Source organism: Dactylosporangium sp. NBC_01737, from assembly GCF_035963215.1.
Lineage (GTDB): Bacteria > Actinomycetota > Actinomycetes > Mycobacteriales > Micromonosporaceae > Dactylosporangium.
Genome location: NZ_CP109153.1, coordinates 9,173,115 through 9,195,788, shown reverse-complemented (window position 1 = coordinate 9,195,788; position 22,674 = coordinate 9,173,115). Strand labels below are relative to the sequence as shown.

25 protein-coding genes and 1 pseudogene are annotated in these 22,674 nt (G+C 72.3%); 13 read left to right on the top strand and 13 right to left on the bottom strand.

Annotated elements, in window-relative coordinates; genetic code table 11:
- Positions 1–705, bottom strand: a complete 705-nt coding sequence (locus OHA72_RS41950; RefSeq protein WP_327001649.1) for an MOSC domain-containing protein — start codon at positions 703–705, stop codon at positions 1–3.
- A gap of 49 nt (positions 706–754) precedes the next feature.
- Here OHA72_RS41950 and lepB point away from each other — a divergent pair, with 49 nt between their 5' ends.
- The 3 genes from lepB to OHA72_RS41935 all read left to right on the top strand — a co-directional run bounded on the left by lepB (position 755) and on the right by OHA72_RS41935 (position 2,246).
- Entirely contained in the window at positions 755–1,363 is a 609-nt protein-coding gene (lepB, locus tag OHA72_RS41945; RefSeq protein WP_442788381.1) for a signal peptidase I, read from the top strand.
- Between the two features lie 134 nt (positions 1,364–1,497).
- On the top strand, positions 1,498–1,635 hold the full coding sequence (locus tag OHA72_RS41940) for a hypothetical protein (RefSeq protein ID WP_327001647.1): 138 nt from the start codon (positions 1,498–1,500) through the stop codon (positions 1,633–1,635).
- 248 nt (positions 1,636–1,883) lie between these two features.
- The gene (locus OHA72_RS41935) at positions 1,884–2,246 is read left to right on the top strand and encodes a Het-E N-terminal domain-containing protein (RefSeq protein ID WP_327001646.1); all 363 of its coding nucleotides are present in this window, start codon (positions 1,884–1,886) and stop codon (positions 2,244–2,246) included.
- Here the strand turns inward: OHA72_RS41935 and OHA72_RS41930 are convergent.
- Entirely contained in the window at positions 2,239–3,045 is an 807-nt protein-coding gene (locus OHA72_RS41930) for an MmyB family transcriptional regulator (RefSeq protein WP_327001645.1), read from the bottom strand. The genes OHA72_RS41935 and OHA72_RS41930 overlap by 8 nt on opposite strands.
- On the opposite strand from OHA72_RS41930, the pseudogene OHA72_RS41925 reads away from it, so the two are divergent.
- Positions 3,005–3,088: pseudogene (locus OHA72_RS41925) on the top strand (hypothetical protein); the annotation flags it as partial. The gene OHA72_RS41930 and the pseudogene OHA72_RS41925 sit on opposite strands and share 41 nt — an antisense overlap.
- A 61-nt stretch (positions 3,089–3,149) precedes the next feature.
- Positions 3,150–3,335: a hypothetical protein gene (locus OHA72_RS41920; RefSeq protein ID WP_327001644.1), complete on the top strand. Its 186-nt coding sequence runs from the start codon at positions 3,150–3,152 to the stop codon at positions 3,333–3,335.
- A 14-nt stretch (positions 3,336–3,349) separates the two neighbouring features.
- On the opposite strand, the gene OHA72_RS41915 is transcribed toward OHA72_RS41920, so the two are convergent.
- The 3 genes from OHA72_RS41915 to OHA72_RS41905 are packed head-to-tail and all read right to left on the bottom strand — an operon-like array spanning position 3,350 to position 5,339.
- A complete protein-coding gene (locus OHA72_RS41915) occupies positions 3,350–3,880 on the bottom strand; it encodes a hypothetical protein (protein WP_327001643.1) in 531 nt (176 codons plus the stop codon).
- Positions 3,877–4,629 (bottom strand): hypothetical protein, encoded by a 753-nt coding sequence (locus OHA72_RS41910; RefSeq protein ID WP_327001642.1) that lies wholly within the window; start codon positions 4,627–4,629, stop codon positions 3,877–3,879. The genes OHA72_RS41915 and OHA72_RS41910 overlap by 4 nt, the downstream gene beginning before the upstream one ends.
- Positions 4,623–5,339, bottom strand: coding sequence for an ABC transporter ATP-binding protein (locus OHA72_RS41905; protein ID WP_327001641.1), 717 nt, complete (start codon positions 5,337–5,339; stop codon positions 4,623–4,625). The genes OHA72_RS41910 and OHA72_RS41905 overlap by 7 nt, the downstream gene beginning before the upstream one ends.
- Before the next feature lie 330 nt (positions 5,340–5,669).
- On the opposite strand from OHA72_RS41905, the gene OHA72_RS41900 reads away from it, so the two are divergent.
- The 8 genes from OHA72_RS41900 to OHA72_RS41865 all read left to right on the top strand — a co-directional run bounded on the left by OHA72_RS41900 (position 5,670) and on the right by OHA72_RS41865 (position 13,240).
- Positions 5,670–6,299: a sensor histidine kinase gene (locus OHA72_RS41900; protein ID WP_327001640.1), complete on the top strand. Its 630-nt coding sequence runs from the start codon at positions 5,670–5,672 to the stop codon at positions 6,297–6,299.
- 396 nt (positions 6,300–6,695) lie between these two features.
- Positions 6,696–7,301 (top strand): response regulator, encoded by a 606-nt coding sequence (locus tag OHA72_RS41895; RefSeq protein ID WP_327011769.1) that lies wholly within the window; start codon positions 6,696–6,698, stop codon positions 7,299–7,301.
- Positions 7,302–7,353: 52 nt separating this feature from the next.
- Complete coding sequence (locus OHA72_RS41890) at positions 7,354–8,586, top strand: sugar efflux transporter (RefSeq protein WP_327001639.1); 1,233 nt, start codon at positions 7,354–7,356, stop codon at positions 8,584–8,586.
- Between the two features lie 48 nt (positions 8,587–8,634).
- The gene (locus tag OHA72_RS41885) at positions 8,635–9,315 is read left to right on the top strand and encodes a GOLPH3/VPS74 family protein (protein ID WP_327001638.1); all 681 of its coding nucleotides are present in this window, start codon (positions 8,635–8,637) and stop codon (positions 9,313–9,315) included.
- A 210-nt stretch (positions 9,316–9,525) separates the two neighbouring features.
- The gene (locus OHA72_RS41880; protein WP_327001637.1) at positions 9,526–10,695 is read left to right on the top strand and encodes a winged helix DNA-binding domain-containing protein; all 1,170 of its coding nucleotides are present in this window, start codon (positions 9,526–9,528) and stop codon (positions 10,693–10,695) included.
- Positions 10,696–10,763: 68 nt separating this feature from the next.
- Entirely contained in the window at positions 10,764–11,402 is a 639-nt protein-coding gene (locus tag OHA72_RS41875) for a hypothetical protein (RefSeq protein ID WP_327001636.1), read from the top strand.
- 61 nt (positions 11,403–11,463) lie between these two features.
- Positions 11,464–12,003 carry a SigE family RNA polymerase sigma factor gene (locus OHA72_RS41870; protein WP_327001635.1) on the top strand — a complete coding sequence of 180 codons (540 nt, stop codon included), beginning with the start codon at positions 11,464–11,466 and terminating at the stop codon, positions 12,001–12,003.
- The gene (locus OHA72_RS41865) at positions 11,996–13,240 is read left to right on the top strand and encodes a hypothetical protein (protein WP_327001634.1); all 1,245 of its coding nucleotides are present in this window, start codon (positions 11,996–11,998) and stop codon (positions 13,238–13,240) included. The genes OHA72_RS41870 and OHA72_RS41865 overlap by 8 nt, the downstream gene beginning before the upstream one ends.
- Before the next feature lie 95 nt (positions 13,241–13,335).
- On the opposite strand, the gene OHA72_RS41860 is transcribed toward OHA72_RS41865, so the two are convergent.
- The 8 genes from OHA72_RS41860 to OHA72_RS41825 form a co-directional block, all read right to left on the bottom strand.
- Positions 13,336–14,973: a fucose isomerase gene (locus OHA72_RS41860; protein WP_327001633.1), complete on the bottom strand. Its 1,638-nt coding sequence runs from the start codon at positions 14,971–14,973 to the stop codon at positions 13,336–13,338.
- Entirely contained in the window at positions 14,970–16,451 is a 1,482-nt protein-coding gene (locus OHA72_RS41855) for an FGGY-family carbohydrate kinase (RefSeq protein WP_327001632.1), read from the bottom strand. The genes OHA72_RS41860 and OHA72_RS41855 overlap by 4 nt, the downstream gene beginning before the upstream one ends.
- A complete protein-coding gene (locus tag OHA72_RS41850; RefSeq protein ID WP_327001631.1) occupies positions 16,448–17,440 on the bottom strand; it encodes a LacI family DNA-binding transcriptional regulator in 993 nt (330 codons plus the stop codon). The genes OHA72_RS41855 and OHA72_RS41850 overlap by 4 nt, the downstream gene beginning before the upstream one ends.
- Before the next feature lie 334 nt (positions 17,441–17,774).
- Positions 17,775–18,398 (bottom strand): hypothetical protein, encoded by a 624-nt coding sequence (locus OHA72_RS41845; RefSeq protein WP_327001630.1) that lies wholly within the window; start codon positions 18,396–18,398, stop codon positions 17,775–17,777.
- Positions 18,395–19,231: a carbohydrate ABC transporter permease gene (locus tag OHA72_RS41840; RefSeq protein WP_327001629.1), complete on the bottom strand. Its 837-nt coding sequence runs from the start codon at positions 19,229–19,231 to the stop codon at positions 18,395–18,397. The genes OHA72_RS41845 and OHA72_RS41840 overlap by 4 nt, the downstream gene beginning before the upstream one ends.
- Positions 19,228–20,175, bottom strand: coding sequence for a carbohydrate ABC transporter permease (locus tag OHA72_RS41835; protein ID WP_327001628.1), 948 nt, complete (start codon positions 20,173–20,175; stop codon positions 19,228–19,230). The genes OHA72_RS41840 and OHA72_RS41835 overlap by 4 nt, the downstream gene beginning before the upstream one ends.
- A 26-nt stretch (positions 20,176–20,201) precedes the next feature.
- Complete coding sequence (locus tag OHA72_RS41830) at positions 20,202–21,518, bottom strand: ABC transporter substrate-binding protein (protein WP_327001627.1); 1,317 nt, start codon at positions 21,516–21,518, stop codon at positions 20,202–20,204.
- Between the two features lie 128 nt (positions 21,519–21,646).
- Positions 21,647–22,630, bottom strand: a complete 984-nt coding sequence (locus tag OHA72_RS41825; protein ID WP_327001626.1) for a LacI family DNA-binding transcriptional regulator — start codon at positions 22,628–22,630, stop codon at positions 21,647–21,649.
- Positions 22,631–22,674 lie beyond the last annotated feature (44 nt).

Below are 22,674 nucleotides of genomic sequence, written 5' to 3'. Positions count from 1 at the left end.
TCAGTCCGGCGAGCACGCGTCGCCGACGGTGATGCGGCCCGGGTGCTCGACGGCGGCGACGACGCCGAACGTCAGCGCGTGCTCATCGGCGAGGAGCTTGAGCAGGTCGTTGCGTTCGCAGGCGCCGTCCTGCGCCATGTCGATCATCACGCACCGGGTGAGCGGCCGGACGACCCGCAGCACCGCGTGCGGGCCGACCCGCAGCAGGCGGCCCGGCCAGCCGTCCTCGGGAAAGCCGGTGCCGGGGACGTCGAGCAGCAGGTTGGCCCGGAAGCGCAGCGGGTCGATGCCTTTGCCGTCCGGTTCACCGCCGCTGCGCTCGGTCAGCCGGCGCAGGCCGGCCGTGGTGATGATGCTGACCGGGCCCTCGTCGTGGTGCGGGACGGCCGCCTCCGGCGCGAGCGTCACGTCGCGGCCGAGCACCGCGCCGACCGCCCGGTGCCCTTCGGGGTCGTCGGCGGCGAAGCGGCGCCCGTCGGGCAGTTCCACCACCGGCGTCCGCCCGGCCATGAACGCCCGCAGGCCGAACAGTCCCGGCATCCGGCGGAACCGGCGGGTGTTCTTGCCGCTGCCGAACTTGCCGTCCGGATCGCGCACGGCCCACAACCGGTCACCGTCCAGCCCGCGAGCCCCGGCGTCCACGGCCGCGACCGCCTCGCCGAGCATCGACTTGACCGGGTACCGGCGAATCTCGACGACCTGCACGTCCCCGAGCCTAGAAGATCCATTGGCGTCGACGTTGTACGCTGCGGCCGTGCCACCAACGGGGAACGTGAACAGCAGACGATCGCGTTGGGTGGGCAACCTGATCGTGCTCGCCGTGGTCGCGGTGATCGCCATCGTCGTGCGGACCTACGTGGTCCAGACGTTCTACATCCCGTCGGGCTCGATGGAGCAGACCCTGCTCATCAACGACCAGGTCGTCGTCAACAAGGGCGTCTACCGCTTCCGCGACCCCGACCGCGGCGAGATCGTGGTGTTCCGGCCGCCAGTCGCGTGGTCGGCGGCCCCCGATGAGGACTACATCAAGCGGGTCATCGGCGTCGGCGGCGACCACGTGATGTGCTGCGACGACCGGCACCGGGTCACCGTCAACGGCGCCGCCCTCGACGAGGACTACCTGTTCCCGGGCGACGTGCCATCCGTGTCCCCGTTCGACGTGACCGTCCCCGGCGGCTGCCTGTTCGTCATGGGCGACCACCGCAGCGCCTCCGCCGACTCCCGTGCCCACCTGAACGCCGGCAACGGCACGGTGCCGGTCGATCGCGTCGTCGGCCGCGCCTTCGTCACCTCCTGGCCCCTGTCGAGATGGCGATCCCTCAGCGTCCCGGCCACGTTCGCCGCGGTGCCCGACCCGCACTGACCGCGGACTCATGAACCGACCGGACGGTTGCACAGCGCAGCCCGGAGTCGGGTGTTGATCACTGACGGGACGAACGCCCGCGATGCCCCTACCGTGGCGGGCCGACCCATCCGCATCAACCAGAGGAGCAACACATGCATCGCAAGTGGGCCCGCATCGCCGCCGTCGCCCTCACCGCAGCCGCGGCGTCGGCCTTCCTCGCCGCCGCCCCGGCCCAGGCGTCGGGCAAGGTGTCCCTGCAGGACTTCCACTTCGTGATCAGCAACGGCTGATCGGCGTACCCCATAGCAGCAGGCCACGACCGGGGGCGATGTCCATCGGTCGTGGCCCGCTCGCCTTCAGCCGCCCTCCGCCGAACCGGCCTCCGGGACGACAGCACGCCGAGCAGGCTGACGACCGCGCCCGCCAATTGCGCGACCGTCAGATCCAGAGCTGCCTCGTCACACCTTTCGGCCACGCTGGGGCGCGGCCGTAGAGTGAAGGGCGGCATTGGCGGCGGGTGGCGGCAGGAGGCTCATACATGGACCCCGTGACCCTGGTGGTGTCTGCGCTCGTGGCTGGTGCGGCGGCCGGCACGACGGCGACGGTGAGCACGGCGATCAGCGACGCCTATCAGGCGCTGAAGCGGCTGGTGGCGGGGCGGCTCAGCGGTGCGGGCAGGGACCCGCAGGTGATCGACGAGGCGCCGGGATCGGAGACCGCCCAGGCCAGGCTGGCCGAGGAGCTGCACGCGGTCGGCGTGGACGACACGGTCCGCCAGATGGCGCAGGAGCTGATGGAGCTGCTGGAGTCGCGGGAGCGCGGCAAGTTCGTGGTCGACGCGTCCTCGGCCAAGGGCGTCATCATCGGCGACCACTCGGTCCAGCACAACACGTTCAACTGACGCCTGCGGGGTGATCCGCCGCCAGGCTGCGCAGTGCCGCACGTGACGGCGAACCCGGCTCGGTGGTGAAGGTGACCAGCCACTGGTCCGGCTCGCCGCTGGAGCGCATGACGTCGATGGCGATCTCGATGTCGCCTGCCGTGGGGTGCCGCAGGCGGCAGGTGACGCCGGGCCAGTCGGCGACGTGGTGCTCGGCCCAGAGCCGGTCGAAACCGGGGCTGGCCGCGCGCAGTGACCCGATGACCGCGGCCACCGAACGGTCGTGGGGATAGCGGCCGAGGCACAGCCGCAGGTAAGCGGCGAACTGGCGGGCCACCGGTTCCCAGGTCGCGTCGTCGAGCAGCGACCGGAACGGTCCGTCCAGGACGAGCAGGTGCGGCCAGCTGCGCCGGTCGGGTGGCAGGGCGTCGAGGTCGCCGAGCAGCCGGCCGGCGGCGTCGTTCCAGGCCAGGATGTTGCCGTGCCGGCCGTGCGCGAACGCGGGGGTGTGGTCCATGCCGTCGATCAGGCATCGCAGGTCGACGCGGACCCCGAGGTCGCCGGGGGTGGAATCGGCGCGGGGCGGGTGGACGAGGTTCGTCAGGTGTTCACGCTCGTCGGCGGTCAATCGCAGCGCGCCGGCGACCGCGTCGAGCACCTCGGCCGACACGCTGCGGCCGTGCCCCTGCTCCAGCCGGGTGTAGTGGGTGACGCTTGCGCCAGGCCCGCAGCACTTCGAGCTCGTCCGCGTCCCGGTTCCGCCTCTGGAGGACGGGCAGGTGCTGGTGCGCAACACGTGGATGTCGGTCGACCCGTACATGCGCGGGCGGATGGACGACGCGCCGTCCTACCTGCCGCCGTTCCAGGTCGGCGTCGCGCTGCAGGGCGGCGCGGTCGGTGTGGTCGCCGGCTCCCGGGCGCGGCATGCTGGTCAGCTCGCACTTCCACCGGTTCCCCGAGTGGATCGAACGGGCGAGCGGCTGGCTGCGCGATGGGTCGCTGCGCACCGCGGGGACCGTCGTCGACGGCCTGGAGGAGGCCCCGGCCGCGTTGCTCGGCGTGCTCCGCGGTGCCAACACCGGCAAGATGCTCGTCCGGCTCGGCACCTGAGGCGGGGCGGACCATCACGCGTCGCGGCGGTGGAAGGCGCAGCCGGCCAGGACCACGGCCGTCAGCGTCCACACCACCGCCGCCACGCCGCCCCGGGACTCCTCAAGGGTGGCGGTGTCCGGCAGGAACGGCGCGAACCGGGCGCGCAGCAGCGGGCAGGCAACGAAGTACACGATCAGCAGCAGCACCGCCGCGGCCTCCGCGCGCCGGATCAGCCCGCCGACCGCGGCGGCGAGCAGCGTGGTGAGGGTCAGCGGCACCGCGCTGGTCACGGCGACCACCGCGGCGAACGGCGCCGTCACCGCCGTGAGGGTGAGCAGCTTCGCGGCGAACAGCGGCCACCGGCGGGGCATGGCGAGCAGCGTGGCCCGGATCTGGTCGCCGCCCTGATGCTCGGACGCGGCGGTCAGCACGCCGAACACCACGAACCCCGCCTGCGTGTACTGGACCGGGCAGACCAGGGACGCGGCGATCGTGAGCAGGACGGTCAGCCGCAGCGACGGCAGCGTCAGCAGCTTGCGCAGCTCCGCGCGGGCGAGCTTCACGGGTCGCGCCGGTGGAACAGGACCGCACCGATCGCGAGCAGCACGACGATCCACGCCGTCATCACCAGCCCGGCCGTCACCGGGGCGACCCGGACCGGGAAGTCCGCCGTGTGGATGAACATCTGCGCGCCGGCGATGTCCGGCAGGTACACGGCCAGGTCGGTGACCTTCGTCAGCAGGTACGACACCGACACGATCGTGCTGTTGACGATCAGGAACGTCAGCGGCACGATGCCGTTGCGGGTGATCAGCGTGATCGCGTAGGACAGCAGCGCGATCAGCGTCCAGTAGAGGATGGCGGCGGCGACCCGGGCGGGTGCGGGTGCCGGCACGTGCGGGCCGTGCAGGACCTGCGTGAGGGTGAGCGTCGCGGCGGCGGTGACCGATGCCTGGGCCGCGGCGACGAGGATCAGCGCGACGGTCTTCGCGGCCAGCAGCCGCAGCCGCCCCGGCATCGCGGTGAGGGTGGCGGTCAGCTGGCGGGCGCGTGGGGCGTCGTGGCCGGTAGAGGTGTATTCGCTGCTCACGATGACGACGCCGAGGACCATAGGGCCGATGAGGCCGATGCCCAGGTCCTGCAGGCCCAGGTCGGACGTGTCCGCTATGGTGCCGTCTGCGATGGCGCGGCGGGTGTACGGCGCGTTCACCAGCACGATCACGGGCGCCAGCAGGGTGCCCAGGACCAGGCCGATCCAGGCGGTCGGCAGCCCCAGCAGTTTGCGCAGCTCGGCGCGGACGCGGTTCACCACGGGCCGGCCCCGGTCTCAGCGCCGGTCAGGGCGAAGAACGCGTCCTCCAGCGTGGCGTGCGCGCCGGTGACCTCGGCGAGCGGGCCCTGGACCAGGACCCGGCCCCGGTGGATGACGACGACGTCGTCGGCGATCTCGGCCAGCTCGCCCATGAGGTGGCTGGACAGCAGCACCGTGCGGCCCCGCGCGGCCTGCCCCCGCAGGAACTGGCGCATCCACCGGATCCCTGCCGGGTCCAGGCCGTTGACCGGTTCGTCGAGGACGAGGACCTCGGGGTCGCCGAGCAGCGCGGCGGCGAGCCCGAGCCGGCGGCTCATGCCGAGGGAGTAGCGGCCGGCGCGCTTGCGGGCATCGCCGGTGAGGCCGACGACGTCGAGGACCTCGGCGACACGGGAGTCCGGCAGGCCGTTGCTGGCCGCGACCCAGCGCAGGTGGGCGCGGGCCGTGCGGGCGCGATGGGCGCCGCTGCCGTCCAGCAGCGCGCCGACTGTGGTGAGGGGGCGGTGCAGGTCGCGGTACGCGCGGCCGCAGATCAGCGCGGTGCCCTGCTGGGGGCGGTCCAGGCCGAGCAGGACCCGCAGCGTGGAGGTCTTGCCGGCGCCGTTCTGGCCGAGGAAGCCCGTGACCCGCCCGGGCCGGGCCTCGAACGTGACGTCGTGCAGGATCTGCGCCCTGCCCTTGCGTTTGCTGACGTGATCGATCGTGATCATAGGGCGAGTCAATCGGGGCGGCGGGCGGCGTACATCGGGCCGGGCTCGCAACCCGGGAGCGGTGTCGGACCGTGGGCCGTCAGACCCTGGTCTGAGAACTACAGTCGGCGTGGTGACAGCGCATCCGCGTCCCTCGGGGCGCACCAGCGTCGCGCCGGTGGTGGTCGCCGTGGCCGTGGTCCTCGGCATGGCCATGTGCACCGTCGGCGGCGAAGGGCCCGCGGCGGTCGTGGTGCCGTGGCTGATGGTCGGCGCGGCCGTCGCCGCCGCGGTGTGGGCCGTGCGCCGCGCCCGCAAGGACCGCCGGGCCTACGAGGAGCGGCTCACCGCGTGGGCGGCCTCGAGGCGGTCCTCGCCGAACGGCTGCGGATCGCCCGCGACCTGCACGACATCGTCTCGCACGGGCTGGGGCTCATCACGGTCCGCGCGGCGGCGACCCGGCACCTGCCGAAGCCCGGCGAGGTGGCGGCGGCGCTCACCGACATCGAGGACGCGAGCCGGCACGCGACCGCCGAGCTGCGCCGGATGCTCACGGTCCTGCGCGAGCCGGCCGCCGGCGGGCTGCGCGCGCCGCTGGACGGCATCGACGACCTGCCCCGCATCGTCGACGGGGCGGCGGTCGCCGGGCTGCGGACCCGGCTCACCGTCGACCCGCTCGGCGAGGTGTCCCAGGGTGTGCAGGTGGCCGTGTGCAAGACCGTGCGCGAGGCGTTGAGCAACGCGGCGCGGTACGCCGGACCGACCGACGTGCGCGTGCGGGTGCACCGCGACGGGCGGTACGTGGTGGTCGCCGTGACCGACGCGGGCCCGGCGGACGACGGCTGGCGTGCCTCGCCCGGCGCCGGGCACGGCCTCGACGGCCTGCGCGAGCGCGTCGGCAGCCTCGACGGCACCCTGACCGCGGAGCGGGTCGACGCCGGCTTCCGCGTCACCGCCCGGATCCCGGACGAGCCGGCGTGAGCGGTCCGGAGCGTAGCGGAGGAGCCGCGAACCATGGGCGCAGTCTTGGGTCACGCCGACGCCGGAGCGCAGCGGAGGTGGCGGCGTAGCGGAGGAGCCGCGAACCATGGGCGCAGTCTTGGGTCACGCCGACGCCGGAGCGCAGCGGAGGTGGCGGGGTGAGCGGTCCGGAGCGTAGCGGAGGAGCCGCGAAGCATGGGCGCAGTCTTGGGTCACGCCGACGCCGGAGCGCAGCGGAGGTGGCGGGGTGAGCGGTCCGGAGCGTAGCGGAGGAGCCGCGAAGCATGGGCGCAGTCTTGGGTCACGCCGACGCCGGAGCGCAGCGGAGGTGGCGACGTGACCGAGGTCCGGGTGCTGCTGGTGGACGACCAGCCGCTGCTGCGGCACAGCCTCGCGATGATCATCAACAACGAGCCGGACCTGTCCGTCGTCGGTGAGGCCGGCGACGGCGCCGACGCGGTCATGCAGGCCCGCGCCACCCGCCCCGACGTGATCCTGATGGACGTGCGGATGCCGCGCCTGGACGGCCTCGAGGCGACCCGCCGCATCTGCGCCGACCCGGCCCTGGCCGCCGCCCGGGTCCTGGTGCTGAGCATGTTCGAGCTCGACGAGTACGTCTACGAGGCCCTGCACGCGGGCGCGTCCGGGTTCCTGCTCAAGGACGCCCGCCCCGAGGAGCTGATCGAGGCGATCCGCCGCACGCACCGCGGCGAGTCGCTGTTCGCGCCGAGGATCCTGACCCGGCTCGTCGCGCACTACGTCGCGGCGCCGCGCCCGGACCGTCCCACGCCGGCGCTGCGGCGCCTGACGGGCCGCGAGGTCGAGGTGCTGACGCTCATCGGCGGCGGGCTGTCCAACGACGAGATGGCCACCGCCCTGATGATCTCCGTGAAGACGGTGAAGACCCACATCACGCACCTGATGGCGAAGCTCGCGGCGCGGGACCGGGCGCAGCTGGTGATCGCCGCCTTCGACGCCGGCCTGGTACGGCCGCGCCCATGAAAGCTCGTGAAACGGGATCGCGCTCTCCGAACTGTAGCGGTACAGTGTCGCAATGCATCTGGCCGCTCCGCCGCGCAAGCGGCCATTGAGTCCTGCGCTCCTCCCGCTCGGCCTGATGTTCCTCGCCGTCGGCATCTCCGTCGCACTGGTCTTCCCGTTCCTGGCGCTGTTCCTCAGCACGGAGGTGCACGCCGGGCCGGCGCGGGTCACCGTGTTCCTGATCGCCTCGCCGCTCAGCGGCGTGCTCGTCTCCTCGATCGTCGGCCGGGCGTCGGACCGCTGGCCGATCCGGCGCCCGATCCTCATCGCCGCCGCCTGCGCCGGTCTCATCGGCAGCCTGATCGCGATGGTCGTGCGGGACTACTGGGTGCTGCTCGCCATGGCCGTCACCGCGTACGCGTTCGCCGGCGCGCTGTTCCCGCAGTCCTTCGCCTACGCCCGGCAGATCCTCGAACGCGACAACCCCGGCCGCTCCGCCATGGGCATCAGCACAATGCGCACCGTGTTCTCCCTGGCCTGGGTCGGCGGCCCGGCGCTCGCCGCGGTCCTGCTGGACGCCGGGGGCTTCCGCCTGGTGTACGGGCTGGCCGCCGCCATGTACGGCCTCGCCGTCCTCGTCGCCGTGTTCTGGCTCGACGACGTCGGCAACGCCGCCCCCGACCCGGAGGAGCCCGCGGGCGGCACCGCCACCGCCGGCCCCCGGCCGCCCAGGTGGCTCCTGTCGCTCACCGTCGCCGGATTCGTCCTGGTACAGGTGCCGATGACGCTCGGCGTGCAGGCCCTTCCCCTGTTCATCGGCCAGGACCTGCACAGCGACCCCTCCAGGGCCGGGCTCATCCTCGGCCTGTGCGCCGCCCTGGAGATCCCGTTGATGCTCGCCCTCGGCGTGCTGACCACCCGGTTCCGCCTGCGGCCGCTGATCCTCATCGGCGCAGCGTGCGGGATCGCCTACTACGCGCTCGCCTTCGTGGCGCCGAACATCTGGTTCCTGGCCGCCGCGCAGCTGGTCAACGCCCTGTTCATCGCCGCGATCTCCGGCGTCGGCATCTCCTACGTGCAGGACCTGTTGCCCAGCGAGCCGGGCCGGGCCACGACCCTGTACACGAACACGTTCCCCATCGGCGCCATCGTCGCCGGCCCGCTGCTCGGCCTGTCCGCGCACTTCGGCTACCGCTCCGCGTACGGCATGTCCACGGCACTGTGCGCGACGGGCTTCCTGCTCCTGCTCGCGACCGGTCTGCGCCGCCGCCAGGCCGCTCCGGCCGCCGTCGCGGCCCGGGTGTAGCCGACACGGTAATGCGGGACGAGCGGACGCGCGCTACCGTTCCGAGCCATGAGTTCCGTTGCACTGGCGGAGGAGTTGCTCCTCCTCGCCTACGATGACGATTCCGGCAAGGCCACCGGCTCCCACATCGCCCTTGACCTGGGCATGGCCGCCGCGGTCCTGGTCGATCTGGCGCTCGCCGGCCGGCTGGCGTACGCCGGCGGGATGATCGTGGTCGTCAACGCGGCGCCGACCGGCGAGCCGATCGCCGACGAGGTGCTCGGCCGCGTCGTCGCCGACACACCGCACACGCCGGCGTCGTGGGTGCAGCGGCTGCGGCACGGACTGCGCGACCGGGTCCTCGCGGACCTCTGCGCCCGCGGCATCCTGCACGACGTGGACGAGACCACGCTCGGCTTCATCCACCTGCACCGCTACCCGACCGCCGACCCGGCCGTGGAGACCGAGCTGCGTGACCGCCTCGGCCGCGCCCTGACCAGCGACGAGCTGCCGGACGAGCGCACCGCGGCGCTCGCCGCCCTGGTCGCGGCGGCCCGGATGGAGCCCGCGCTGTACCTGTCCGGCGACGCGATCGCCGCGGCGCACCAGCGGCTGGAGCAGATCAGCGACGCCGCCGGCTTCACCGGCACGGTCAGCATGGAGGAGTCCTCGATCCGCCCGTCGGTCGCCCTCGTCGTCAGCGTCCTGGTCAAGGCGATCCAGACCGCACTCGGCACCGCCCGCACCTGACACCCCTGCGGCGGGCACGCCCCCAGTGCCCGCCGCCATCGCGCAGGCAACCGGGCTCAGGCGCCGGCATGCATGTACGCGGCCCAGCACGACGGAGTGTTGACAGGGACCCGTAGAACGCGTCAGCAACCCTCATCCGGCTCTCGCCGAACGGCACCTGGCTGCGGCACATTCACGGATGGAATTCGGTGATGTGACAGCATGGGCCCGATGCACCACGTGACCGACCGGCAGCGCCGCGCCAGGCTGGGGGTCAGGCACGCACTCGCGCCGGCGTGCTTCGCCGGGACGCCGGAAGCCGCCACCGCCGCGATGACGGTCCTGCATGCCACCGAGCCGGCGACCGTCTACCTGTCCTGCTGGGCGCGGGTCGCGGTGGTGCGGCCCGCCGACGTGGACCGCGCCCTGTATCACGACCGGAGCCTGGTCAAGCAGCTGGCGATGCGCCGCACGCTGTTCGTGTTCCCGCGTGACCTGCTGCCGGCGGTGTGGCCGAGCGCGTCCGCCCGGGTCGCCGGCAACGAGCGGGCAAAGCTGGTCAAGGACGTCGTCAGGGCCGGCGTCGCCCGCGACGGCGACGACTGGCTCGACCGTGCCCGCGCCGCGGTCCTCGACGTGCTCGCCGGCGCGCCCGCGGGCCGGCAGGCCACCGAGATCCGCGGGGCGGTGCCGATGATCGACGTCACGATGGAGATCGCCACCGCCGATCCCCGGGCGGCGAGCCGGGTGCTCACCTATCTGAGTGCGTCCGCCGACATCGTGCGCGCCGCCAACACCGGCGGCTGGCACACCTCACGCCCGCGCTGGACCCTGATGCGCGACTGGCTGGGCGACGTCCCGCCGTCGTGGGACCCCGCCGACGGCTACCGGGAGCTGGTCCGGCGCTGGCTGTACACCTTCGGGCCCGGCACCGAGGACGACCTGGTCTGGTGGTTCGGGTCGACCAGGGCGGTCGTGCGGGCCGCGCTTGCCGGGCTGGACGCCGTCGCGGTCTCCCTCGACCACGGCGGCACCGGCTGGCTGCTGCCCGACGACGTCGACGACGTGCCCGAGCCCGGCCCGTGGGCGGCGCTGCTGCCGGTGCTCGACGCGACCGTCATGGGCTGGCGGCACCGCGACTTCTACCTCGGCCCGCACCGCGACGAGATCTTCGACCGGCGCGGCAACGCCGGCACGACGGCCTGGGTCGACGGTCGCGTCGTCGGCTGCTGGATCCAGGACGCCGCCGGCGTCGTCGAGGTGCGCCTGCTGGAGGAGGTCTCCGCCGCCGCCCGCCGTGCGCTGGACGCCGAGGCGGCCCGCCTGACCGCATGGCTGGGCGGTTTCCGCGTGCCCTCGGTGTACGCCTCCCCGGCCATGCGGACGGCACCGCAGCATTGACCGGCGTGCCCGACTGCCCTACGTTGCCATCAGTGGAACTGTGTTTCTTTCAGTGAAACGGTGGACCGGTGATGGTGTCCGTCATCTTCGCGGTGCTGGCGATCGGTGTGCTCGGGGTCGGGGTCGCCGCGATCCAGTTGCAGGCCCGGATCGTCGTGGTCGTCGCCGGCGCGCTGGCGTACGACAACGGCGTCATCGCGCTGGGCCGGCCGCTCGGCCAGGGTGAGCTGCTCGAAGGGCTCAACGCCGGCAGGTTCGCCGGGCACGCGCTGTTCACGCCCCTGCTCATCGTCGTCGGGGCACTGCTGGCCCGGGCCGGCCGCACGCTGCTGACCGTCGCCGGTGGGCTCGCCGCGGTACTGGTCGCGCTGGGCGTGTACACCGACATCGTGCGGCTGCGGCTGGTGCCTGAGCGCTACGCCGACACGCTCCGCTACGTCAACGACAACGCGGCCGGCCCGCCGGTGCCCGCGGTCGTCGCGATCCTCGTGCTCCTCGCCGCCGGCGCGGTGCTGTGGCGGCGCGACGGGTGGCCGTGGCTGTTCGCCGGTGCGGTCGCCATGTTCGCCGCCGCGGCCGGCGGGTTCGCGGTGCCGTGGCTCGGCAACCTCGGCGAACTCGTCCTGCTGGCCACGATCGTGCTCACCGTCCGGTACACCAGGACCGGTGCGACACCCGAACCGGCGCGGACCGCACCCGTCGGCTGAACGACAGTCCGCGGCGCACGGCGGCCGCAACCGGATCGACGGGCATAGCGTGTGACGTGACATGCCCGCCTTCGGAGAACACGACCGCCGCGCCACCCACGGGCCGCCCGCCGCGGCCGACTTCGATGCGCTCTACGACGCGCGGTACGGCGACGTCGTCGCGATGGTCTATGCGCTCGTCGGCGACCTCGCCGAGGCGCAGGACCTCGCCCAGGAGTCGTTCTGCCGTGCCTGGCAGCGCTGGAGCGACGTGTCCCGGTACGACGACCCCCTCGCGTGGATCCGGCGGGTCGCGGCGAACCTCGCCACGTCACGGTGGCGCCGGCGCCGGGTCGCCAGCGCCCACCTGGGCCGCGAACGCGCGCTCGACGTCCCGCCGCTGGACCCCGACCACGTCGCGCTCGTCACCGCGCTGCGCCGGCTGCCGGCCGACCAGCGGCGGGCGGTCGTCCTGCACCATCTGATCGACCTGCCGGTCGCCGACGTGGCTCGGGAGATGGACGCCGCGGTCGGCACCGTCAAGTCGTGGCTGCACCGCGGCCGCGCCACGCTTGCCGCCGAACTCGCCCAGCCCACCGAGGAGGTGACCTACCGTGACTGACCAGGAGCACGACATCGACCTGTCCGCGGCACTGTCCCGGCTGCGGACGGACGTGCGCCGCACCGTCGCGCAACCCGCCGCCGCGCAGCTGCGCCACCGGGCCGACCGCCGGCTGCGCATCCGCCGGACCGCCACCGTCCTGGTCGCCGCCGGACTGGTGGGAGCGGCCCTCGTCGGCGGCGGCCTGATCTGGAACGGCGCGGCCCCGAAGCCCCCGCCGGTGCCGGGTGTCTCACCGTCGCCCTCCCTTTCCGGTACCCCATCCGCCTCGCCTCGGCCAAGCCGGTCGGTCCCCGCCAGGCAGACGCCGCAGGTGCCGGCCGTCTGGTCCGGCGTGCAGTGGGCGACCGCCACGATCACCTTCCCCGCGAACCGGGACTGCCCGTCCGGTCCGGTCACCTTCCGCACCCAGGCGTTCAAGGGTTCCGACGCCGCAATCATCGGGCCGACCACGTGGCCACGGGTGACCCTGCAACCGGATCCCGTCACCTACGGCGACGTCACCGGCGACGGTCGGCCCGAGGCGTTCATCCACGCCACGTGCTGGCTGACCGAGGAGGACTCCGGCGACGGGCAGGGGCAGCTGCTGGCGGTCCGCCGCGACGGCACCACCCTGCGCGCCATCGCCTGGGTCGGACCGCGTGGCGGGCTGTACGACGACCGTTGGGTCGACGCCGGCCGCCTGTACGTGGACGTGAAGCCGCATTACACGGACTGGGGGTACCGGCTGGGCGCCGCCCGCGCGTACCGGTGGACCGGCCAGGCGTTCACGGAGGAGGACTCCGGCTACCCCGGCATGGTGCCTGCCGTTGGCGCGACGGCACCGGCGGTCGACCTGACCCCCGTCGCGGGCCTGACCGGCTGCCCGTCCGCCACGCTGCGGTTCGACGCCGAGGGCCGCGCCACGTCCACCGGCACGACCTGGGACCTGTTCCAGCCGTCCGGACCGGACTCCGAGCAGCACCTGGCCGACCTGTCGGGCGACGGCCGCCGCCTCCTGCTGGTGTCGATCACCTGCGGCCGCGACGCGGCCGACCCGGGGCACGGCTTCCTCGCCGTCCTCGACGGCCGCGCCGACGGCTCGTTCGTCGCCCTCGACGCCCTCCAGGCACCCGCTGGCACGCACATCACGGGCTGGCAGCACACGAACGGCACCCTGACCCTGCGCTTCGCCCCGACGAACGGCGAGGAGCAGGAACGCCACTACACCTGGAACGGCGACTACTTCCAGCCGTGACAGCTCTGCCGCCACCACCGCTTCGATCACGGACCTGCGGCGGCAGCCCGGGCCTGTGAAGTTCCGCGCCCGCGGAAAAGTGGGCGCGGAATCCATCAGAGGGAGACGTCGCCGCAGAGGTGGACGTGCACGCCCAGCGAGGTGAACAGCGCGGCCTTCACCAGGAGGGCCTTGTCGGCGGTGGCGGCGTCGGGGGCGTAGGCGACGTTGAGGTGGTTGGCCTTGTGGCGGGCCATGAACTGGTCGCGGGTCACGCCGTGCAGGACGGCGTGCATGATCGGCCAGGCGGGTGTGGTGGCCTGGGAGCGGCGTTCGGTCTCCTCGTCGGGCAGGGCGACCGCCGAGGCGCGTCCCAGGTCGACGTGCAGCGCGCCGCCCTGGACGAACACGCGGCTCCAGACGACCTCGCCCGGGCGGCACACGCCCTTGATCGTGGAGCCGCCGAGCGGGAAGTACACGGGGTCCTGCCGCCAGCCGACGGCGCCCGCGTAGCCGCCGGTGAGGTGCGACGGGGGGACCGAGCCGGAGATCTCCCAGACCCAGACGAACTCGCCGTCGTAGTCCTCGCCCCAGCGCACGTCGTGCAGGGTGGTCGCGGGGTCGAGGCCCATCGCGGTCCAGATGCGGTTGGTGACCAGGGCGTCGACGGCGACGCCCTCGTCGGCCTCGTTGAAGTGTGGCAGTGCCTTGCCGTCCCACAGGATGCGGGCGCCGTCGCGGGACGTGACCGGCGGGCGTTCGACGTTGTTGAGGATGCCCTCGGCGAGGTCGGAGGCGGGGGAGAGGTCCTTGAGGCCCTGCTGGTACTGGATGCCGACCGCGTCGAGGCCGAAGTCGTCGCTGATGCGCAGCGCCGCGATGTACATCTTGTACTGCCAGCGCAGCTGCGCCGGGGTGAGCTCGGTGGCCTCGTCGGTGCCGAGGCGGAACGTCATGCCGGCGCCCAGCAGCCACTGCCCGACGGCGTCGGCCTCGTCGTCGGAGACGGTGAGCATCTCGGCCCACAGGGTGCTCTGGGAGAGCCGCTCCTTGTAGACGCCGATCGGGTTGAGCAGCTCGTCGTCGATGATCGCGTTGTACATGCCCATGCAGCCCTCGTCGAAGACGCCGATGATGGCCTTGTCGGCGAGGAGCTGGCGGGCGAGCGCCTGACCGAGGTCCAGCTCCGGGGATGGCGCGAGCGGGGGCAGCGGCCGCACGTGGGACTGGTCGTGTGGGATCTGCCACGTCGAGGTCCAGCTGCGCAGGCCCGCCTTGAACCAGTCGTCGGTGAAGTCGACGCTCCAGATCGTTGAGTACGCCACGCCCATCTTCGCCATGCCGGCGTTGAGGCCGAGCAGCCCGACCAGGCCGGGCCAGGTACCGGCGAAGTTCGCGACCGTGAGGATCGGGCCGCGGTGGGTGCGCAGCCCCGCCAGGACGTGGTGGCTGTACTGCCAGACCGCCTCCGCCACGATGAGCGGCGCGTCGGCGGGGATGGACTTGAACACCTCCAGGCCCATCCGCTGGCTGGAGATGAAGCCGTGCCCGGTGGCGGGGTCGACCGGGTTGGCCCGGCGCACCGTCCAGCCGAACTCGGCGAAGGCGGCCGTCACGTCGGCCTCCATCTGCACCTGCGTGGGCCAGCCGGCGAGGTTCGCCTTCGGGCGCAGGTCGCCGCTCGCGATGAGGTAGGCCGTGTTCGGCTCCGCGGCGGGGCGGGAGGGTGGTGCGGGCAGAGCGTAGGGGGTCATGGTGCGTCCTCCGTTGCGAAGCGCTGCCGTGCGGCGAGCGTGTGGGCGATGGTGCGGGTGGCGGGGTACAGCTCGCGGTACAGCGCGTACAGCTCGTCGTAGCCGGCGCGGGTCGCCGGGTCCGGCACGACCGTCGCCGCCGGGGGGTTCCAGTCGGCGATGCGCGCCGCGACGCCGGTGCGCGCGGCGAGGTACGCGGCGCCGTAGCTCGCCCCGATCGTGGTGGCGGGCACGACCTGCGGCAGGCCGGTGACGTCGCTGACGATGCGGGTCCACAGGCCGCCGCGGGTGCCGCCGCCGACGGCCACGACCCGTTCGACGGACGCGCCGGCGTCGCGCAGCGCCTCGACGTTGTGCCGGACCCCGAACGCGGTCGCCTCCAGCGCGGCCCGGTACAGGTCGCCCCGGGTGTGCGACAGCGTCAGCCCGGCGATGACGCCACGGGCGTCCGGGTCCATCAGCGGGGTGCGTTCGCCGGCGAAGTACGGCAGCATCAGCAGCCCCCGCGCGCCCGGCCCGGACGCCTCCGCCTCCGCGAGCAGGCCCGTGAAGCCGGGCGCGCCGACGAGGTCGCGCAGCCAACCGGTGAGGGCGCCCGACGTCGCCATGCCGCCGGCGAGGTTGCGGGAGCCGCGCAGCGCGCCGACGGTGCCCCACATCGACGGTGACGTCAGCGGCTCGCGGACGGTCGCGATGAGGAACATCGTCGTGCCGTACATGAGCATCAGGTCCCCGGGGTTCTGCGCGTCGACGCTCACCGCCTCGGTCCAGGCGTCGATGGTGCCGGTGATCACCGGGGTACCGGCGGGGATGCCCGCGACCGGTGCCCGGGTCACGCCGGCGACCTCGTCGGACCATGCCAGGCGCGGCAGTTCCAGGTCGGGCGCGACGCGAGCCACCCACGGCGCGTACCAGTCCAGGGCCCGCGTGTCGAACAGCGGCGTGCACTGGCTCGCCGAGTGGTAGTCGAGGGTGTAGGCGCCGGTCAGCCGGTACGCCAGCCACGACGCCGGCATGAACAGCCGCCGGGCCCGCCGCCAGATGGTGGGTTCGTGCTCGGCGACCCAGCGCAGCTTCGGCCCGACCGCCTGCGAGGACAGCACCGACCCGCAGCGGGCCAGGATCTCCTCGGGGCCGCCGAGCTCCGCCGTCAGGGCCTCGATCTGCGCGGTCGCGCGGGTGTCGACGCCGTACAGGATCGCGGGACGCAAGGGGACGCCGGCGTCGTCGGCGAGCAGGACGCATGGGCCCATGCCGCTCACCCCGACCGCCGCGACGGTGGCACCGCCGGCGGTCAGCTCGGCCGCGATCGACGTGAACTCCGCCCACCACACCTCGCCGTCCATCTCGACGTGGCCGGGGAACGGGCGGGACACCTCGTGCTCGCGGACCGCGGTGGCGAGGACCCGCCCGGCCGCGTCGACGAGGACGCCCTTGCTGCTTGACGTGCCGATGTCCACGCCCAGGAATGCCTTCACCGCTGCTCCTGCGATCGGTGGTCGGTGCGCAGGACCACCGTCCGCGCGGGGCCGTCGTCGCCGGCGATGCGGTCCAGCAGCAGCGCCGCGGCGGCCTCGCCGAGCTCCCGGGCGGGCAGCGGCACGACCCGGATGCCGCGCCGGTCGAACGACGCGAACGGCAGGTCACCGAAGACGGCCAGGCCGAAGCGCGGCGGGGCGAGCCCCGCGTCGTGCAACGCCTCCAGGGCCCCGGCGGCCATCAGGTTGTTCGCGACGAACACCGCGTCCGGCGGCTCCGGCAGGCTCAGCAGGTCCACCATCGCGGTGCGCCCGCCGTCGACGCGGTAGTCGGCGTAGCGCAGCAGCGTGTCGTCACCGGCCGCGTCGCGGCGCCGCCGGGTGGCCCGTTGCCAGCCCTCCATGCGCAGCTGCGCGGTCTCCACCGAGCTCGGCCCGGTGATGCACGCGACCCGGGAGAATCCCGCCGCGAACTCGGCCGCGGACAGTCCACCGGCGCGGTTGTCGACGGTGACGGCGTCGATGTCGGGGCGGTGCAGGCTGCGGTCGACGGCGACGACGGGCCGGTTGCTGGCGATGAGCCGGCTGACGTCGCTGGCGTCGTCGGCGGGCGCGAGGATGACCCCCGCCATGTGCTCGGCGAGCGCGATGTCGATGTACGTCGCCTCCCGCGCCGGGTCGTCGTCGGTGTTGCACAGCACCACGGAGTAGCCGGCGGCCCGGGCCCGGTTCTCCACGCCCCGGGCGAGCGCGGTGAAGAACGGGTTCTCGATGTCCGGGATGATCAGCGCGATCACCTCGGAGGTCTGGCCGCGCAGCCGCCGCGCGGTCCGGTTCGGGGTGAACGCCAGCTCGGCGGCGGCCGCGCGCACGAGGCGCTCGGACTCCGCGGAGACCTTGGTGCCGTTCATGACCCGGCTCACGGTCGCCGGCGAGACCCCGGCCCGGGCGGCCACCTGGTAGATCGTCACCATCGGGGGCTGGGTCATGCGTCCTCACTTCGTTCCGGGCGCGTGCCCCGGGACTGTTCTGCTGTTGACCGGCCCGAGCCGCTTCGCTGGCCGGTCATGACGCCACCTCCGCTGCGCTGCGGCGTCGCCCTGACCCAGAACTGCCACATGATGACCGGCCCGAGCCGCTTCGCTGGCCGGTCATGACGCCACCTCCGCTGCGCTGCGGCGTCGCCCTGACCCAGAACTGCCACATGATGACCGGCCCGAGCCGCTTCGCTGGCCGGTCATGCCGCCACCTCCGCTGCGCTGCGGCGTCGCCCTGACCCAGAACTGCCACATGATGACCGGCCCGAGCCGCTTCGCTGGCCGGTCATGCCCGGCCCTGCAGCGTGTCGATCTCGTCGAGCAGGGCGGTCGTCATGGCCGCAGCGACGGCCAGGAGCAAGGGCAGCACCACGACGGCGAGGATCCCGGCCGACGCGACCGCGGCGAGCCCGCCCGCAGCGCAGAGCACGACCAGCGCGAACGCCCAGGCGGGCCGGAACGCGACCAGGATGGCGCCGCCGCGCAGTGCTGCGAGGCCGCGCCGGTCCCGCAGGGCGCCGTAGGCGAGGGCGTAGGGGGCGACGAGCAGCAGCACTGCCCCGCCGGCGCCACCGGCGACCGCAGCCGGTCCGCCGGCCGTCAGGCCGAGGCCGGCGAGGCTCGCGCCGCCCGCGAGCAGCAGCGCCAGCACCGGATCGACGCGGCGCAGCAGCGCCAGCCGGGGACCGTCACCGCGGGCGACCGTGGCGGCGAAGGCCGCCAGACCGGTGAGGATGAGCGCGGGCGGCACGGTCGCCGCCGCGAGGATCCAGCCGGGGGCGCCGACAAGGAAGGCCAGCACGAGTGGGAGCGCGGTGGCGAGCCAGGCGGCGCCGGCGGCAAGGGCGCGGGGCAGTTCGTGCCAGCACAGCACGGCACCGTGGGTGGCGAGCCGGGGGATGGTGATCATAGTTTCAATCCGCTCGATGCGATGGACTGCACGATGTAGCGCTGCGCCAGGACGAACACGATCAGGACCGGGACGATCGCCATCGCGATGCCGGCCGCGATCGTGCCCAGCGACCCGGTGGAGAACCGCCCCGCGAGCAGCACCAGGCCGACCGGCAGCGTCTGGCGCTCCGTGTCGCTGATCATGACCAGGGGCAGGAGCAGGTCGTTCCACCAGTAGGTGAAGCACAGGATGCCCAGCGTCGCGATCGATGGCCCGGACAGCGGCAGGATGATCCGGGCGAACGTGCGCAGGTGCCCGGCGCCGTCGAGCTTCGCCGCCTCCTCGATCTCCATCGGCAGCGCCAGGAAGTGCTGGCGCAGCAGGAAGATCCCGAAGGCGCTGAAGATCCCGGGCAGGATCAGCGCCCACAGCGTGTTGGTCAGCCCGAGCTTCGACATGACCAGGAACAACGGCACGATCGTCACCTGGATCGGGATCATCAGCGAGCCGATGACCACGGCGAACAGCACGCCCTTGCCCTTGAAGTGCAGCCGCGCGAACGCGTAGGCGGCCGTGGAGCAGGTGATGACCTGCGCGACGGTGATCGTCGTGGACACGATGATCGAGTTGAGGAAGAACCGGAAGTACGGGACCTGCTCGGTGACCTTTCCGAAGTTGTCCGTGGTGACGTTGCCGGGCTCGAACGTCGGCGGCAGGCGGTAGAGCTCCGCGTCGGAGCCGGAGAACGCCCCACGGAAGATCCACAGGAACGGCGCGGTGATCGCGAGCGCCGCGATCCCCAGGATCACGAACGTGGCGATGCGGGAGCCGGTGCGGCTGAGGCGACTCATTCGTAGTAGGTCCATCTGCGTGAGAGCCGGAACTGGATCGCGGTCAGCACGATCAGCACCAGCGTGAAGGTGATGCCGATGGCGGAGGCGTAGCCGAGGTCGAAGTCGCCGAACGCGCGGTCGTAGAGGTACTCCACGATCGTGCGGCTGGCGTCGCCCGGCCCGCCCTGGGTCAGCACCCTGGGCTCGGCGAAGATCTGGAACGAGTTGATCGTGTTGATCACGACGAGGAAGAAGATCGTCGGCGACAGCAGCGGAAAGGTGATCCGCCAGAAGCGGGTCCAGGCGCCGGCGCCGTCGACGATCGCGGCCTCCTTCAGTTGCGCCGGGATCGACTGCAGGCCGGCGATGTACACCAGGATCGAGAAGCCGATCGTCTTCCAGGAGCTGACGATGATGACCGAGACCGGTGCGAACGCCGACGAGCCGAGCCAGTCGATGCGGTCCACGTGCAGCAGCCCGAGCAGGTAGTTGACCAGGCCGAGGTCCTTGTTGAGCAGGAACCGCCAGATCAGGGCGACCGCCGAGGCGGACACCACGAACGGGAACAGGAAGGACAGCCGGAAGAATCCGCGCAGCCAGGCCGGCATCCGGGTTTCGAGGAGCACGGCGAGCAGGAGCCCGACGGCGACGTTGACGGCGAGGATGACCAGCGCCATGTAGGTGGTGGAGCCGTAGACCCCGAGCAGGCGGTCGTCGTGGGCGAGCCGGTCGAAGTTGTCCAGGCCGACGAACGTGCCGTCGCTGAGCAGGTTCCAGTCGTAGAAGCTCAGCACCAGCACGCCCACGGTCGGGGCAAGGACGAAGACGAGGAAGGTGATGATCGACGGGGTGAGGAACGCGAGGGCCGGGATTCCGTCGCCGCGGCGGCGGGGGACCCGGGGGCCGGGGTCGGCGACGGGCTGGCCGCCGACCCCGGACCGGGGCGTCTTGCTGGTGCTCATGGTCCGCCTTGCGGGTGTGGGACGGTTCAGCAGGTGACGATGCTGCTGAGTTCACTCTGCATGTTCTTGAGGCCGTCGGAGACCGAAGCCTCGCCGGCGAAGATCAGTTGCAGGTGGCGGAGGACGGTGGACTCGAAGGTGCTGTACTTCGCGGGGGCGGGGTACGGCACGAGGGTCGGGTACTTGTCGATGCTGTTGTAGAACAGGTCCGAGTTCGCGGGCGGGACGCCGACCTTGGAGATCGTCTGGGCGACCGAGCGGCGCGACGGGATGGAGTCACCGGGCTTGTCGGGGGTGCCGACGTACTGCTGCTCGATGGCGTCGCTGAGGGTGAACTTCTGGTACTCCCAGGCGAGGTCCGGGTTCTTCGACGACTTGAGGATGGGGTAGCCGGCGCCGCCGAAGACGGTCTTGTACGTGTCGCCCTTGGGGTAGAGCTGGATGTCGAACGCCTTGAACCCGGCGGGGACGAAGGTGCCGATCGGCCAGCGGCCGGCGCCGAACATCGCGATCTGGCCGTTCTGGAAGCGGGTGAAGACGTCGCTCATCGGCATCGGCGCGGGTGCGATGCCGTCGGTGATGAGGCCGCGCAGGAACGACACGGCCTTGTTGACCTGGGGGGTGTCGGTTGTCGCCGTGCAGACGTCGTCGCTGGTGAGGTTGCCGCCGGCGTTGGCGACCCAGGGCATGATGCCGGGGAAGATCTCGTTGCTGGCCCAGGTGAAGCCGTACTGGTCTGGTTTGCCGTCGCCATTGGTGTCGGCGGTGAGCTTCTTGGCGGTGGCCTTGAAGTCGTCCCAGGTCCAGTCGGCCTTCGGCGGGTCGATCCCGGCCTTCTTGAACACGTCGGTGTTGTAGTAGACGACCATGTCGTTCCAGCCGTAGGTGAGGGTGACGATGTCGCCCTTGACCTTGAAGCCGTCGATGAGGCCGGGTGCGATGTCGGCGAGGAGGGTCTTCGCCTCGGGGTCCTTGTCGATGTACTTGTTGATCGGGACCACGAGCTTGTTGGCGTGCACGAACTGGGCGCCCTCGCCGGAGATGACCATGAGGTCGGGGTGTTTCCCGGAGGCGATGAGCGTCGCGACGTTCGCGTAGTAGGTGCCCCAGTTCTCGCCGGTGACCGGGGTCAGGGTGACTTTCACTCCGGCGTGCGCCGCCATGAAGGCGTCTGCCGTGGCCTTGTTGCCGCTTTCGGCGGCGGGGCCGTAGTTCCAGTAAGCGATCTCGAGCGACTGGTCGCCGGACTTGGCGTCCTTGTCGCTGGAACAACCCACAAGGGCGGTCGCCGTCATCGCGGCTGTGGCGATGACCAGCGCGACCTTGCGGAACGGAATGTTCATAAGCGTGCTGTCCCTCTCCGTTGAGAAGCGGTCGGGCACAGTGAAGTCCAAGAAATCGATTTCGTCAAGACTCCAGACTTCGTGCCTTCTCCACGCCTCTGATCAGGGACGCAACACCCTGATATCGATTACAGAGCCTGCTCGTCCTGCGGATTGACCTCGGCCCGCAGGATGACCGTGCGGGGCGGCTGGGTGTCGCCGCCGATGCGCTCCAGCAGCATCGCCGCGGCGGTCCTGCCGAGGTGCCGGGCGGGGAGCCTGACCTGCACGAACGGCGCCGGCGTCAGCGCCATGAAGGGCAGCTCGCCGAGCACGGCGAGGCCGAACGCGTCCGGGGCGATGCCCGCCGCCGCGAGGGCCTGCAACGCGCCGACCGCCATCAGGTTGTTGGTCGTCACGACGGCGTCCGGCGGGGTGTCCAGGGCGAGCAGCGCCCGCATCGCGGCCCGTCCGCCGTCCACGCGGAAGTCGGCGTGCTGCAGGTAGCCGTCGTGCAGCACGGTCTTGCGGGCGGCGACGACCTGGCGCCAGCCGAGGAAGCGGTCCTCGGTGGTCTCGATCCCGGCGGGTCCCGCGATGCAGGCGATGCGGCGGTACCCGGCGTCGTACAGCGCCGTCGTCGCGCCGATGCCGGCCGCCCGGTTGTCGATCTTGACGGCGTCGACCGGATAGGGCGTGGTGCGGTCCACCGCGACCACGGGACGGCCCAGCGACACGATCGCGCCCAGGTCGACCTCGTCCGAGGCCGGCGCCAGGATCACGCCCGCCATCTGCTCGGACGCCACGATCTCCAGGTAGTGCAGCTCCTTGGCCGGGTCGTCGTCGGTGTTGCACAGCACGAGGGAGAACCCCGCCTCCCGGGCGCGGTCCTCGACCCCGCGGGCGAGCGCGGTGAAGAACGGGTTCTCGATGTCGGGGATCAGCAGCGCGATGATCTCGGAGCTCTGCCGCCGCAGACGCCGGGCGGTCTTGTTCGGCGTGAAGGCCAGCTTGGTGGCCGCCTCGTGCACGAGGCGCTTCTTCTCCTCCGAGACCGTGAGCCCGTTGAAGACGCGCGAGACGGTCGCGGGGGAGACCCCGGCGAGCGCCGCAACCTCGTAGATGGTGGCCATGGCAGATCACTTTAGGTGACATGCTTGCCTCTTCGGCATCAGTG

What these genes read in the sequence shown, in the direction of transcription:
- OHA72_RS41870 (WP_327001635.1), top strand. Translation starts at nt 11,464, where the DNA reads ATGCCCGCCTTCGGAGAACACGACCGCCGCGCCACCCACGGGCCGCCC.
- OHA72_RS41885 (WP_327001638.1), top strand. Translation starts at nt 8,635, where the DNA reads ATGAGTTCCGTTGCACTGGCGGAGGAGTTGCTCCTCCTCGCCTACGAT.
- OHA72_RS41840 (WP_327001629.1), bottom strand. Translation starts at nt 19,231, where the DNA reads ATGAGTCGCCTCAGCCGCACCGGCTCCCGCATCGCCACGTTCGTGATC.
- OHA72_RS41825 (WP_327001626.1), bottom strand. Translation starts at nt 22,630, where the DNA reads ATGGCCACCATCTACGAGGTTGCGGCGCTCGCCGGGGTCTCCCCCGCG.
- OHA72_RS41880 (WP_327001637.1), top strand. Translation starts at nt 9,526, where the DNA reads ATGCACCACGTGACCGACCGGCAGCGCCGCGCCAGGCTGGGGGTCAGG.
- OHA72_RS41940 (WP_327001647.1), top strand. Translation starts at nt 1,498, where the DNA reads ATGCATCGCAAGTGGGCCCGCATCGCCGCCGTCGCCCTCACCGCAGCC.
- OHA72_RS41890 (WP_327001639.1), top strand. Translation starts at nt 7,354, where the DNA reads ATGCATCTGGCCGCTCCGCCGCGCAAGCGGCCATTGAGTCCTGCGCTC.
- OHA72_RS41830 (WP_327001627.1), bottom strand. Translation starts at nt 21,518, where the DNA reads ATGAACATTCCGTTCCGCAAGGTCGCGCTGGTCATCGCCACAGCCGCG.
- OHA72_RS41920 (WP_327001644.1), top strand. Translation starts at nt 3,150, where the DNA reads ATGCTGGTCAGCTCGCACTTCCACCGGTTCCCCGAGTGGATCGAACGG.
- OHA72_RS41835 (WP_327001628.1), bottom strand. Translation starts at nt 20,175, where the DNA reads ATGAGCACCAGCAAGACGCCCCGGTCCGGGGTCGGCGGCCAGCCCGTC.
- OHA72_RS41930 (WP_327001645.1), bottom strand. Translation starts at nt 3,045, where the DNA reads ATGTACGGGTCGACCGACATCCACGTGTTGCGCACCAGCACCTGCCCG.
- OHA72_RS41845 (WP_327001630.1), bottom strand. Translation starts at nt 18,398, where the DNA reads ATGATCACCATCCCCCGGCTCGCCACCCACGGTGCCGTGCTGTGCTGG.
- OHA72_RS41895 (WP_327011769.1), top strand. Translation starts at nt 6,696, where the DNA reads ATGATCATCAACAACGAGCCGGACCTGTCCGTCGTCGGTGAGGCCGGC.
- OHA72_RS41905 (WP_327001641.1), bottom strand. Translation starts at nt 5,339, where the DNA reads ATGATCACGATCGATCACGTCAGCAAACGCAAGGGCAGGGCGCAGATC.
- OHA72_RS41935 (WP_327001646.1), top strand. Translation starts at nt 1,884, where the DNA reads ATGGACCCCGTGACCCTGGTGGTGTCTGCGCTCGTGGCTGGTGCGGCG.
- OHA72_RS41860 (WP_327001633.1), bottom strand. Translation starts at nt 14,973, where the DNA reads ATGACCCCCTACGCTCTGCCCGCACCACCCTCCCGCCCCGCCGCGGAG.
- OHA72_RS41850 (WP_327001631.1), bottom strand. Translation starts at nt 17,440, where the DNA reads ATGACCCAGCCCCCGATGGTGACGATCTACCAGGTGGCCGCCCGGGCC.